13 protein-coding genes are annotated in these 13,023 nt (G+C 68.2%); 9 read left to right on the top strand and 4 right to left on the bottom strand.

The annotated features are described in order from the left end of the window. The 8 genes from GGR25_RS11495 (at position 1) to GGR25_RS11460 (ending at position 6,909) form a co-directional block, all read left to right on the top strand. Positions 1-882, top strand: a complete 882-nt coding sequence (locus GGR25_RS11495; protein ID WP_183398933.1) for a transglutaminase family protein — start codon at positions 1-3, stop codon at positions 880-882. 163 nt (positions 883-1,045) lie between these two features. Next, positions 1,046-1,327 carry an acyl carrier protein gene (locus GGR25_RS11490; RefSeq protein WP_183398932.1) on the top strand — a complete coding sequence of 94 codons (282 nt, stop codon included), beginning with the start codon at positions 1,046-1,048 and terminating at the stop codon, positions 1,325-1,327. A gap of 21 nt (positions 1,328-1,348) precedes the next feature. Continuing rightward, positions 1,349-1,816: a 3-hydroxyacyl-ACP dehydratase FabZ family protein gene (locus tag GGR25_RS11485; protein ID WP_183398931.1), complete on the top strand. Its 468-nt coding sequence runs from the start codon at positions 1,349-1,351 to the stop codon at positions 1,814-1,816. Next, positions 1,813-3,033: a beta-ketoacyl-ACP synthase gene (locus GGR25_RS11480; protein ID WP_183398930.1), complete on the top strand. Its 1,221-nt coding sequence runs from the start codon at positions 1,813-1,815 to the stop codon at positions 3,031-3,033. The genes GGR25_RS11485 and GGR25_RS11480 overlap by 4 nt, the downstream gene beginning before the upstream one ends. Before the next feature lie 12 nt (positions 3,034-3,045). Continuing rightward, positions 3,046-4,326 carry a beta-ketoacyl-ACP synthase gene (locus GGR25_RS11475; RefSeq protein WP_183398929.1) on the top strand — a complete coding sequence of 427 codons (1,281 nt, stop codon included), beginning with the start codon at positions 3,046-3,048 and terminating at the stop codon, positions 4,324-4,326. A 77-nt stretch (positions 4,327-4,403) separates the two neighbouring features. Continuing rightward, the gene (locus GGR25_RS11470; RefSeq protein ID WP_183398928.1) at positions 4,404-5,429 is read left to right on the top strand and encodes a zinc-binding dehydrogenase; all 1,026 of its coding nucleotides are present in this window, start codon (positions 4,404-4,406) and stop codon (positions 5,427-5,429) included. Between the two features lie 37 nt (positions 5,430-5,466). Continuing rightward, positions 5,467-6,375, top strand: coding sequence for a lipid A biosynthesis lauroyl acyltransferase (locus tag GGR25_RS11465; protein WP_343068033.1), 909 nt, complete (start codon positions 5,467-5,469; stop codon positions 6,373-6,375). 48 nt (positions 6,376-6,423) lie between these two features. Further along, entirely contained in the window at positions 6,424-6,909 is a 486-nt protein-coding gene (locus tag GGR25_RS11460; protein ID WP_183398927.1) for an MmcB family DNA repair protein, read from the top strand. Positions 6,910-6,915: 6 nt separating this feature from the next. Here GGR25_RS11460 and GGR25_RS11455 read toward each other — a convergent pair whose 3' ends face one another. After that, positions 6,916-7,473, bottom strand: a complete 558-nt coding sequence (locus GGR25_RS11455) for an ActR/PrrA/RegA family redox response regulator transcription factor (RefSeq protein WP_183398926.1) — start codon at positions 7,471-7,473, stop codon at positions 6,916-6,918. Positions 7,474-7,565: 92 nt separating this feature from the next. Next, entirely contained in the window at positions 7,566-8,957 is a 1,392-nt protein-coding gene (locus GGR25_RS11450; protein WP_183398925.1) for an ActS/PrrB/RegB family redox-sensitive histidine kinase, read from the bottom strand. A gap of 208 nt (positions 8,958-9,165) precedes the next feature. Between GGR25_RS11450 and phaZ the strand changes: the two genes are divergently transcribed. Further along, positions 9,166-10,806: a polyhydroxyalkanoate depolymerase gene (gene phaZ / locus GGR25_RS11445; RefSeq protein WP_183398924.1), complete on the top strand. Its 1,641-nt coding sequence runs from the start codon at positions 9,166-9,168 to the stop codon at positions 10,804-10,806. Between the two features lie 24 nt (positions 10,807-10,830). On the opposite strand, the gene GGR25_RS11440 is transcribed toward phaZ, so the two are convergent. Further along, entirely contained in the window at positions 10,831-11,499 is a 669-nt protein-coding gene (locus GGR25_RS11440) for a cyclic nucleotide-binding domain-containing protein (RefSeq protein WP_183398923.1), read from the bottom strand. A 256-nt stretch (positions 11,500-11,755) separates the two neighbouring features. Further along, positions 11,756-12,952, bottom strand: coding sequence for a mannonate dehydratase (gene uxuA / locus GGR25_RS11435; RefSeq protein WP_183398922.1), 1,197 nt, complete (start codon positions 12,950-12,952; stop codon positions 11,756-11,758). Positions 12,953-13,023: the final 71 nt, after the last annotated feature.

Raw genomic sequence — 13,023 nt, 5'->3', positions numbered from 1 at the left:
TTGCTCTACGACATCCGTCAGGTGACGACATACAGCTACGCGATCCCCGTGCCGTTCGCGCGGCAGGCCCTGCGCCTGCTGCCCGTGGACCGGCCTGGCCAGCGCGTCGTGGCCGCTGATCTCTCGATCCGGCCAGGACCGACCGAGCGCACCGATTCGCTCGATTTCTTCGGCAACCGGATCACCACGGTCGCCTTCTCCTTCCCCCATGACGAGCTGACGCTGGAGACGCGGGCGCGCGTTCTCGTGGAAACCGACCCGCTGCCGGATCCGGATAGGACGCCGCCCTTCGAGCAGATCCGCCGCCTGGCGCTCGCCGTGGCCGATCTCTCCGCGCGCTCGCCGGTCCAGTTCCTGTTTCCGAGCCGGCTCGTCGCGATCGACGATGCGATCGGCGACTATGTCGCCGAGAGCTTTCCCGAGGGCACGCCGATCCTCGAGGGCGCGTTCGAGCTGACCAAGCGCATCAAGGCGGATTTCCGCTACGATTCCGCGGCCACCGACGTGACGACGCTGCCGGCGACCGCCTTCGCCCAGAAGGCGGGGGTCTGCCAGGACTTCGCCCATGTCATGATCGCCGGACTCCGTACCATCGGCCTGCCGGCGGCCTATGTCAGCGGCTTCCTGCGGACCGAGCCGCCGCCGGGACAGCCGCGGCTGGAGGGCGCCGATGCGACGCATGCCTGGGTCGCCGTGTGGTGCGGACGCGAAGCCGGCTGGATCGGCCTCGACCCCACGAACGGCGTTGCGGCGCGTGATGATCATGTTGTGCTGGCGATCGGACGGGACTATGCAGACGCAGCGCCAGTCGATGGCGTGATTGTCACATCCGGCGATCATTCGCTCGATGTGGCGGTCGATGTCGTCCCGGTCGAATCGTAGCAGCCGGGCAGGCTGGTATTTCGAACGACTACACGTTATCAGGACGGTGGTCGTTTACGCATTCCCGGTGAGTCCCCGGCCGGAACGGCGGGGTCGCTCCCGATGGGCGCCCTCCCGGCGCCGCCATTCGACAACCGGTTCAAGATAGGATTACGGGATCGTCATGTCTTCCACGTTCGACATCGTTGCTGATGTAATCTCCGAAACCAGCGAGATCCCGCGGGACAAGATCACTCCGGAGATGCACGCGATCGACGATCTCGGCATCGACAGCCTCGATTTCCTCGACATCGTGTTCGCGCTCGACAAGAAGTTCGGGATCAAGATCCCGCTCGAGCAGTGGACGCAGGAGGTCAACGCCGGCAAGGCCACGGTCGAGGAGTACTTCGTGCTCAAGAACCTGTGCGCCCATATCGACGAGTTGATCGCCAAGAAGAACGCGTGACGAACGCTTCCTGAGGCGGCAATGCGGCTCGAATATTTCCAGATGATCGACAGCGTCGTGTCCTTCGACGCGTCGAGCGGTGAGATCCACGCCAAGGCGCAGGTCCCGCTGACCAGTCCCGTCTTCGAGGGCCATTTCCCGGGATATCCGATCCTTCCCGGGGTGCTGCTCATCGAGACGATGGCGCAGGCCTCCGGCTATCTGATCCTCGGCATGAACGGCCTCTCGCGCATGCCGTTCTTCGCCGGCGTCAAGAAGGCGAAGTTCCGCAAGTTCATCGAGCCCGGCACCGAACTCGACGTGTTCGCGAAGATCGTGCACGACGGCTCGGGCTACAGCGTGACCGAGGCGCGGATCGAGCAGAACGGCCCGGTCTGCGACGCGGAGCTCACGCTGCGCATCATGGATTTCCCCGCCCCCGAGCTCGAAGGCATGATTCGCGAGCGCGCCGAGGCGATCGGCCTTGCCGCGAATGTGGAGACGAAATGAGCACGGCACCGGCCGACGAGATCTGGATCACGGGCATCGGGCTCATCTCCTCGCTCGGCGAAGGGCTGGACGCGCATTGGCAGGTCATGGCGGAGGGCGCCGATCGCGCCGCGCCGATCGATACGACCCGCTTCGCGCCGTTCCCCGTCTATCCGATGGCGCCGCTGGAACTCGACAAGCAGATCCCGCGCCGCGCCGACCAGCGCCAGATGGAAACCTGGCAGCGCCTCGGCACCTATGCCGCGGGCCTCGCGCTCGATGATTCCGGCCTGAAGGGCGACCTCGACCGTCTGTCGCGGATGGACATGATCGTGGCGGCCGGCGGCGGCGAGCGCGATCTCGAAGTCGACGGCCAGATCCTCGCCGGTCTGGCGCAGGGCGCGGACGAGACGTTTCTGAACGAGCGCCTCATCAACGATCTGCGGCCGACGCTCTTCCTGGCCCAGCTCTCCAACCTGCTCGCCGGCAACATCGCCATCGTGCACAAGGTCACGGGCTCCTCGCGCACCTTCATGGGCGAGGAATCGGCAGGCATCAGCGCGGTCGAGATCGCCGCGCGGCGCATTCGCGCCGGCCAGGGCGAGGTGTTCCTCGTCGGCGGTGCCTATAATGCCGAGCGCAAGGACATGCTGCTGAGCCTCGCGCTCGGCCACATGCTGTGGCAGGGCGGCGACGTGCCCGTCTGGGCGCGCGCGGCTTCCGGCAATGGCGGCGTCGTCACCGGCTCGGTCGGCGCCTTCCTCGTGATCGAATCGCGCGCCCATGCCGAGGCACGCGGCAAGCGGCCGCATGCGCGGCTCGCCTCGGTGCTTTCCGGCCGCAGTCGGCGCAAGCCGGGCGAGGCCAGGGCCGTCGCCGAGCGCCAGCTCGCCGAGCTCGCGCCGCTACTCGGCTCGGAACCGCTCGCCGTCGTCTCGGGCGCCAGCGGTCTCGCCGCGCCGACGCTCGAAGAGCGCGCCTTCCATGAAGGCCTGATCGCGGACGGCCGCGTCGCCGCCGTGCGGGCGCCGCAGAGCTGGATCGGCAACAGCCTCGAAACGACATTCCCCGCGCAGGTCGGCCTCGCCGCACTGGCCGTCTCGCGGCAGGGTTTCTATCTACCGAAGGGCGACGCCGCCATCGAACGTCCCTTCGACGGCGCCCCGCGGCAGGTCCTCACCACCTCCTGGGGATTCTGGCGCGGAGAGGGCATGGCGCTCGTCGAAGCGGTCGACTGAAAGGAACGGCAAATGGGTGTCACGCGCGATCATCTCGGACGGCCCGTCGTCGCCATCACCGGCATGGGCGTCGTCTCCTCGCTCGGCCAGGGCATTGACGACAATTGGGCGGCGCTGACCGCCGGCCGGTCCGGCATCCACCGCATCACCCGTTTCCCCACCGAGCATCTGCGCACCACCATCGCCGGCACCGTCGATTTCATCTTCCCCGAGGAGGTGCGTTCGCCCGTGCTGTCGGAGCGGCTGGCCCATCTGGCCGCCGATGAAGCCGTTGCGCAGGCCGGGATCGGCTCGCCGGGCGACTTTCCCGGCATGCTGTTCATGGCCGTGCCGCCGGTCGAGCTCGAATGGCCGGCCCGGCGCGATCTCTTCGCCGCCGCCAGCTCCGCCGAGGGCGACGCCTATGACCGCATGATCGTGCGGGCGCTGCAGGAAAACGATGTCGATGCCTATGAGTTCGCGCTCTATGGCTGCGTCGCGGACCGCATCGCCGACTCGTTCGGCACGCGCGGCTCGCCGGTGTCGCTGTCCACGGCCTGCGCCTCGGGTGCATCCGCGATCCAGCTCGGCGTCGAGGCGATCCGCCGCGGCGATACCGACGCCGCGCTCGTCATCGGCACCGATGGCTCGATCCACATCGAAGGCCTGATCCGTTTCCAGCTGCTCTCGGCGCTGTCGACCAACAATGAGGATCCGACCGCGGCCTCGCGCCCCTTCTCGAAGAACCGCGACGGTTTCGTCATGGCCGAGGGTGCCGGCGCGCTGGTGCTCGAAGACTATGACGCGGCCCGCGCCCGCGGCGCCAAGATCCTCGGCATCATGCGCGGCATCGCCGAGAAGCAGGACGATTTCCACCGCACCCGCTCGACGCCGGACGGCTCGCCCGTGATCGCCGCGATCCGCCAGACGCTGGACGATGCCGGCGCCGGCCTCGACGAGGTCAACTACATCAACGCGCACGGCACGAGCACACCCGAGAACGACAAGATGGAGGCGCTCTCGCTCGCCGCCGTCTTCGGCGAGCACATCGCCGGCATTCCGATCTCGTCGAACAAGTCGATGATCGGCCACACGCTCACCGCCGCCGGCGCGATCGAGGCCGTGTTCTCGGTGAAGACCATCCTCGAAGGCGTGATCCCGCCGACCATCAACCACGACGTCCCGGATCCCTCGATCCCGCTCGACGTGGTGCCGAATGTCGCGCGCGCCGCCCCGGTCTCGCTGGTCCTGTCGAACTCGTTCGGCTTCGGCGGACAGAACGCCTGCCTGCTGATCGGCGCCGAGCCGGCCTGAGATCGCCGCGGGTCTGGCATCTTTGCACGCGAACGGCTAATCAAGGCGCCGGTTTCGACGGAAGGACATCTGAACACATGCGCGCCCTGCAGCTGCTCGCCGACCGCACCCTTTCGCTCGTCGACGTGCCGCCCGCCCCGCCGCCCGGCGAGGGCGAGGTCCGCGTCGCGATCGGCGCCGTCGCGCTCAATCACATCGACGTCTGGGGCTGGCGCGGCATGGCCTTCGCCAAGCGCAAGCTGCCGCTGACCATCGGCGCCGAAGCTGCCGGCACGATCGAGTCGATCGGCCCGGGCGTCGAAGGGCTCGCCCCGGGTCAGGTCGTCGCCATCTATGGCGCCGAGACCTGCGGCACCTGCCCGGCCTGCCATGCGGGCCGCGACAATCTCTGCGAGAACGTCGCGGGCGTGCGCGGCTTCCACATCGACGGCCTCGCCTGCGAATATGTGACGCTGAAGGCCCGCCACGTCGTGCCGGCGCCCGAGGGCGTCTCGGTCCGCGATGCGGCCTGCACGCCGATCACCTATGGCACGGTCGAGCATATGCTGTTCGACAATGCCCATCTCGAAGCCGGCCAGACCATCCTGATCCAGGCCGGCGGCAGCGGCATCGGCACGGCGGCGATCCAGCTCGCCAAGGCGGCGGGCGCCACGATCATCACCACGGTCGGCAGCCCCGACAAGGCGCAGAAGGCGCTCGATCTCGGCGCGCATCACGTGATCAACTATCGCGAGGAGCGCTTCGAGGGCGTGGTGCGCAAGATCACCAAGAAGCGCGGCGTCGACGTCGTGTTCGAGCATGTCGGCGTCGACACCTGGGCCGGCAGCATGTTCTCGCTGCGCCGCGGCGGCACGCTCGTCACCTGCGGCTCGACCACGGGCATCTCGACCGAGATCAATCTGTTCCAGCTCTATCAGCAGCAATTGCGCCTGATCGGCTCCTTCGGCTGCCGGATCGAGAACATCGCGCATGCGCTCGGCAAGATCGCGTCCGGCATCGTCACGCCCGTCATCGACACGGTCATCGCGATCGAGGACATCGACGTCGCGCTCGCACGTATCGAGCAGCGCCAGGTGTTCGGCAAGATCGTCGTGACGCTGTGATGACCGCGGCGCGGCATCCGGGGATCGAAGGCGAAGCGTGAAGACATTCATCCGCCGCATGATGCGCAGCCGGCCCGCCAAGGCGGCGATTGCGTCTTCCGTGCGGAACACGGTTGCCGTGGTGCGCTGGCTCGGGCTGGAGCGAGCGAGCCGCATCGCCGTGCGGGTGACCCGCCTCATCGCGCCGTTCGTCCCCGAATCGAAGCTCGCTCTGACCAATCTGCGCGCCGCCTTCCCGGAGAAGAGCGACGCGGAGCTGAAGGCGATCCTCGCCGGCGTCTGGGCCGGCCTCGGCCGCACGGCGGTCGAATATGTCTTCCTCGACCAGCTCGCGGAATTCGATCCGCATCGCCCCGGCGAAGGCCGCGTCGATGTCGTCGGCATCGAATATTTCGATTCGCTGCGCGACGACGGCAAGCCGGCCATCATCTTCTCGGCGCATCTGGCGAACTGGGAAATCCTCGCCGTCGCCGCCGCGCGCTTCGGCCTGCCCGTCATTTCGCTGTTCCGCGCGCCACGCAACAGCCAGCTGGCGCAGGATCTGATGAGCGAGCGCGAGCGCCTCATGGGACGGCTCGTCGCCTCCGGTCGCGGCGCGACCTTCGAGGTCGGGGCGGCGCTCGATCGCGGCGAGCATCTCGGCATGCTGACGGACCAGCACCACACGCACGGCCCCCGCGTCCCCTTCTTCGGCCGGCCCGTGTCGGCGAACCCGCTCGTCGCCCGCCTCGCCCGTCACTATGACTGCCCAGTCCATGGCGCGCGCTCGATCCGCCTGCCGGATGGACGCCTGCGCGTCGAACTGACGCCGCCGATCGACCTGCCGCGCGATGCCGAGGGCCTCATCGACGTGGACGCGGGCACGGCCACCGTGATGTCCGTCATCGAAGGCTGGGTGCGCGAGCATCCGGAGCAATGGCTCTGGCTGCATAATCGCTGGCGCTGAGCGGAGACCCCGCTTTGCAGCGTCCCGCGCCCGTGGCATGATCCGTTCATGGTTTACCCCCTTTCCACCTCCCCGACGCTGCCGCGCGACGGGCGGCAATCCGACACTGCGCTCTTCCTGCAGCGCGGCGTCTCGCGTCTCTTTCGGGCGCGCGGCTATGCGGTGGTGAGCGAACTGGTGCTGGCGACGGGGCGGCGGGCCGATATTGTCGCGCTCGGACCGGGCGGCGAGATCGCGATCGTCGAGATCAAGTCGTCGATCGAGGATTTCCGCGCCGACGGCAAGTGGATCGACTACGGGCCGTTCTGCGACCGCTTCTATTTCGCGAGCCACAATGGCGTGCCGGCCGCGATCTTCCCCGAAGCCACCGGCCTGATCATGGCGGACGGCTATGGCGGCGAGATCCTGCGCGAGCCGCCGCTCGCCCCGTTGCCGGCGGCGCGGCGCAAGGCCATGACGATCCGCTTCGGCCAGGCGGCGGCGCACCGGCTGCACCGTCTGTTCGATCCGGAGGCAGGCTTCGAGACGCTCTGACGGCGCTCAGCGCGGCGCGCGCTTCGCCAGGATCCGCTGCAGCGTGCGGCGGTGCATGTTGAGGCGGCGGGCGGTCTCCGAGACGTTGCGCTCGCACAGCTCATAGACGCGCTGGATATGCTCCCAGCGGACGCGGTCGGCCGACATCGGATTGTCGGGCGGCACGGCCTTCTCGGTCGGATCGCGGGTGAGCGCGAGGAAGACCTCGTCGGCATCGGCGGGCTTGGCGAGGTAATCGACGGCGCCGAGCTTCACGGCCGTCACCGCGGTCGCGATGTTGCCATAGCCCGTGAGCACGACCATGCGCGATTCCGGCCGGCGGCTGCGGATCGCCTCGATCACATCGAGCCCGTTGCCGTCCTCGAGCCGCATGTCGACCACGGCGAAGGCCGGCGGCAGCTGCTCGACCTTGCGCATGCCTTCGGCGACGCTGTCGGCGGTCTCGACGATGAAGCCGCGCGACTCCATCGCGCGGGCCAGCCGCTGGAGGAACGCCTTGTCGTCATCGACGATGAGGAGCGAGGTATCGGCGCCGGAAAGCCCGGCCGCATCAATGTCCGTCATCGGATCTTGCCTCCGCCCTCCCTTGATTTTCTTGTTCCATCCCACGCGGGTTATAGGAAGACGGCGTTGTTCCGCCAAGCCCGACTCGTCCCTCAGGACCGAAAAAGGGCCGATCCGGCAGGCTTTTGCGTCTCCGTCCGGCCCCGAGCGGCCGATTCGGCACCCGCCGTGCCACCGCGCACCCCATCCATCGCCTCGCGCGGCCAGGCGATGCGCACGACGGCGCCATGTTCGGGCGCGGCGCGATTGGACATCTCGACCCGCGCCTGCGAGCGTTCCAGCAGCGTCTTGGCGATGAAGAAGCCGAGGCCGAGCCCGCCCGCCTCGTGATCCTCGGCGGCCTCGGCGACGCGGCTGCGCGTCGTCACATAGGGCTCGCCAATATGGTCCATCACGTCCGGCGCGAAGCCGGGCCCGTCATCGGCGATGACGATCGAGACGCCGGCCTCGTCCCAGGCTGCGCGCACATCGACGCGCGAATGCGCGAAATCGACGGCGTTCTCAAGGAGATTGCCGACGCCGTAGAGCACGGCCGGATTGCGCCGTCCGACCGGCTCGGGGCCCTTGCCGGCCATCTGCACGTCGATCGTGACGCCCGTGCCCTGATGCGGCTCGACCACCTCGGCGAGGAGATGGCTGATCGGGAAGCGGTCCAGCATCTGGTCGGTCTGGGTGGAGAGCGAGGTGAGCTTGCCGAGAATGTCGCGGCAGCGCTGCGACTGGCTGCGCAGCAGCGCGACGTCGTCGGCATGCGGGCTGTCCTTCGGCAGTTCGCGCTCCAGCTCCTTCGCCACCAGGGCGATGGTGGCGAGCGGCGTGCCGAGCTCATGCGCCGCCGCCGCCGCGAGCCCGTCGAGGGCCGACAGGTGCTGCTCGCGCGCCAGCACCAGCTCCGTCGCGGCGAGCGCATCGGCGAGCTGGCGCGATTCCTCGGCGACGCGGAAGGCATAGGTGCCCATGAACAGGACGGCGGAGACGAGCGCCATCCACACGCCGCCGACATAGAGCAGCGGCAGCGAGATCGGCGCCTCGGCGTGCCAGGGCAGCGGCAGGTGCCAGACGGCGAGCAGCGAGACCGCGGCGATGGCGAGGCCGCCGAGCGCCACGGTCAGGCGCGGCGCGAGCGCCGTCGCGGAGACCATGACGGGCACCAGCACCAGGATCGAGAACGGGTTCTGCAGCCCGCCGGTCAGGAAGAGCAGCGCCGCCAGCTGGACGAGGTCATAGGCGAGCAGCAGCGCCGCGGTCCAGCCGCGCAGGCGCAGGCTGGAAGGATAGCGGACCTTGAGAAAGAGGTTCAGCCAGGCCGACAGCGCGATCGCGGCGAGGCAGAGGCCGATCGGCATCTGGAAGCCGAGCCAGAAGCGCACGACCACGACGGCGATGGTCTGGCCGGCGACGGCGAGCCAGCGCAGGCGCACCAGCGTATCGAGCTTGAGACGCGGCGCGTCGGGCCGGTGGGTTGGTTGCGCGCCCTGCGGCACTCGGCAGCTCCCGCTTCGCGCCGGACCGAAGCCGGCTCAACGATGGTCCGCGTAATCGCGCGCGGCGCCACCGGGAGTATAGATGTCTTTGGCAGCTTGCATCGTGGATAAATTCGTCCTTACATATTGCGATGCAAAAGGTCGGCGACCCTCGCCGCAGGCCGGGCACAGGCGTCTCAAGGCCTCTCCGGCCAAGAAGGGCGGTCAGATGGGTCCTCTTTCCTACTACCAGCTTTACGAGCTCAATCACGCCGCGCTGTCGCCGATGCGCGCCGCGGCCGACGCGATGCGCCTCGCGCTGCGCAACCCGTTCAACCCGATCGGGCAGACGCCGTTCGGCAAGAACTGGTCGGCCGGGCTCGAACTGTTCGAGCGCGTGACGCGGCGCTATGGCAAGCCGGTCTTCGGCCTGCCGACGACGCTGGTCGGCGGCACGCGCGTGCCGGTGACCGAACGCGTCGTCTGGCAGCGGCCGTTCTGCGGCCTGATCCATTTCGAACGCGGCCTCGACCGGCCGCGCAACGACCCGAAGATGCTGATCGTCGCGCCGATGTCCGGCCATTATGCGACGCTGCTGCGCGGCACCGTCGAGGCGATGCTGCCGAAGCACGAGGTCTACATCACCGACTGGGCCGATGCGCGCACCGTGCCGCTCGCCGACGGGCCGTTCGATCTCGACGACTATATCGACTACGTCATCTCGATGCTGCATTTCCTGGGCGGCGACACCCATGTGGTCGCCGTCTGCCAGCCGGCCGTGCCGGTGCTGGCAGCGGCGGCCGTGATGGAGACGCGGGGCGACCCCTATATTCCCCGCTCGATGACGCTGATGGGCGGGCCGATCGATACGCGCGTCAACCCGACCGCGGTCAACAAGCTCGCCGAGGGCAAGTCGATCGACTGGTTCCAGAAGAACGTCATCATGCAGGTGCCCTTCCCGCATCAGGGCTTCATGCGCGACGTCTATCCCGGATTCCTGCAGCTGTCGGGCTTCATGGGCATGAACCTCGATCGCCACGTCTCGGCGCACAAGCAGTATTTCAAGCATCTGGTCGAAGGCGACGGCGACTCGCAGACCAAGCACACCGAGTTCTACGACGAGTATCTCGCCGTCATGGACCTGACGGCGGAGTTCTACCTCCAGACCGTCGACACGGTCTTCATCCGCCATGCGCTGCCCAAGGGCGAGATGATGCACCGGGGCATGCCGGTCGACCTCACGGCGATCCGCAACATCGCCCTGCTCACGGTCGAGGGCGAGAACGACGACATCTCCGGTGTCGGCCAGACCAAGGCGGCGCAGGATCTTTGCGTCAACCTGCCGGACGAGAAGCGGGCGCATTACGTGCAGCCCAAGGTCGGGCATTACGGTGTTTTCAACGGCTCGCGCTTCCGCTCGGAGATCGCGCCGCGCATCGGCGATTTCGTGCTGACGCATAATCGGCCCGAGATGATCGCGAAGCCCGTGCGCCCTGCCGCGCCACCCGCGCCCGTCGTGGAAGCTTCTCCCGCGCCGGCGGAAGCCGAGGGCGCGCCGGTTGCCGAGATCACGCCGAAGCGCGCACGCCCCCGCGCGCGCAAGAACGGGCTCGCCGCGATCCTGCTCGCCGCGCCCTCGGGCGTCGCGGATGATCTCAAGCTGATCTCGGGCGTCGGCCCGAAGCTCGAATCGACGCTGAATGCGATCGGCATCTTCCATTTCTGGCAGCTCGCCGGCCTGACTGCGGCGCAGCTCGCCGAGCTCGACGACCGCCTCGCCTTCAAGGGCCGCGCGGCGCGCGACAAATGGGTCGAGCAGGCCGCAGCGCTCGCCGGCGAGACCGCGCCGGCCGATCAGAAGGTCGGCTGAGGCGTCCGCTTCATGACGCCGGCCTCAGGGCGCCGGCGCGGCGACGGGCTCTGCAGCGGGCAGATGGCTTTTCGCCGTCTTCGCCGCGAGGTCGTGGCTGAGCACGCCGCGTATGCCGATCTCGATGCGCCCGTCGCGCGCCATCAGCTGGCGTAGTTCGCCGACCGGCCAGGCGAGGGCCTCCGCGCCTTCGGCCAGGAAGACGTCGGCCGTGGCCGTCCCGCCCGAGAGAAAGGCGATCTCGCCGAGAAAGACGCCGGGCGCGAGCGCGAGGCGACGGCCGTCCTTCACCACTTCGGCCTCGCCCTTCACCAGATAGAACAATTCGTCCGGCGCGACGCCCTGGCTCAGGATCTGGACCGGGCCGCTGCGGCGCGCCGCGACCTTCGCCAGCCGGCGGAACTGGCCGGGGCTGAGCACCTTGATCGCCTCGAACAGCGGACGCAGATCCGCCTCGATGTCGTAGCCGAACCGGTCGCGCATGATGAGCACGATCATGACGAGGTTGAGCAGGATCGTCAGGATCTTCCAGAGCAGCGGATCGAACAGCGGGCCGCCGGGCAGCCAGGTGTAATAGAGCGCCTGCAGCGCCATGGACAGGATCATGACGGCGCGGAGCTGGATCTGGTCGCGGAAGAGGAAGGCGATCAGCGTGATCGCATTGCCGACGTGAAAGAGGATTTCGAGGGCCATCGGGAGCCGCGCGGGCGAGAGACGACAGGAGCGCCGGCAAAGCGCCGGCCGCGCACAGCCCTTTCACAATGGCCTGTCACATAAAACACAAATCTCGGTCGGCCGCGGCGCCGCGGTCCCGCCGGAGATTATGTCGCGCCCGACCGAAGCAGGCGCGAGGCCGTCCGACGCCCCATGGAGGCGCCGAACGGGCTCATCTCAAGGTCGCGTCCTCGGCGCGCGAACCGGTGTCCGCCGCGCCCGCAGGCGCTCCGCCTCAGGCCGGAACGAGCTGGTCGACCGCCTGCATGACGCCGCGCAGCTCGGCGAGGCCCTTCAGGCGGCCGATGCAGGAATAGCCCGGATTGACGCGCAGCCCCTTCTCGACCTTGTCGATGTCGTCGACCAGGAGATGGCCATGATCGGGGCGCATCGGGATCTCCCAATCCGTCCGTCCCTCGGCCTTGCGGCGCCGCTCCTCGCGCGTCAGCGCGATGATGAGGTCGACCATGTTGGTGCCGCCGGCGAGGTGATCATCCTCGAAGAACGAGCCGTCGGCCTCGCGCGTCACATTGCGCAGATGGACGAAATGGACCCGTGCGCCGAATTCGCTCGCCATGGCCGGCAGGTCGTTGTCGGGCCGCGCGCCATAGGAGCCCGAGCACAGCGTCAGGCCGTTCGCCTGAACATCCACCGCGGAGAGGATGTGGCGGGCGTCGGCGGCCGTCGAGACCACGCGTGGCAGGCCGAAGAGCGAGAAGGGCGGATCGTCGGCATGAATGCCGAGCCGCACGCCGAGCTCCTCGGCGAGCGGGGCGACCTCCTTCAGGAACTCGACCAGATGCTCGCGCATCTCCTTGTCGCCGAGCCCGTCGAAGCGGGCGATCTGCCGGGCGATGCCTTCGCGCGTATAGGAATCCTCGCCGCCGGGGAGGCCGGCGATGATGTTCTTCTCGAGCCGGTTCTCGTCGTCGGCGCTCATCGCCGCGACGCGGCGGCCGGCCTCGGCGAGCAACTCGTCCGAATAGGACGCCGCCGCATTCGGCCGCTTCAGGATATGGACGTCATAGGCGACGAAATCGGCCATGTCGAAGCGCAGCGCATAGCCGCCCGAGGGGCGCTTCCACATGAGATTGGTGCGCGTCCAATCGACCACCGGCATGAAATTGTAGCAGATCGTCTGGATGCCGCCCCGCGCCAGGCTGGTCATGCTGGTCTTCCAGGCGTCGATCCTGTCGCGATAGGCGCCGTTGCGGAGCTTGATCTCCGACGGGACGGGGATCGATTCGCAGACGCTCCAGCGCAGCCCCGCCTGCTCGATGATGCCCTTGCGGGTGAGCACGTCGTCGATCGTCCACGCCCTGCCGTCATAGATATGGTGCAGGGCCGTGACGATGCCGGTGGCGCCGGCCTGCTTCACATGGTCGAGGGTGACCGGATCTTCCGGGCCGAACCAGCGCCAGCACTGCTCCATGGACTTTTTCTCCGCGATGTCTATCGATCGGCGGATAGGCATAGACCGAGCGGCGCGCCCATCCAACGGGA

Source organism: Kaistia hirudinis (assembly GCF_014196455.1).
Taxonomy (GTDB): Bacteria; Pseudomonadota; Alphaproteobacteria; order Rhizobiales; family Kaistiaceae; genus Kaistia; species Kaistia hirudinis.
The sequence above is the reverse complement of the archived record's forward strand: the minus strand, read 5'-3'. Positions and strand labels throughout refer to the sequence as shown.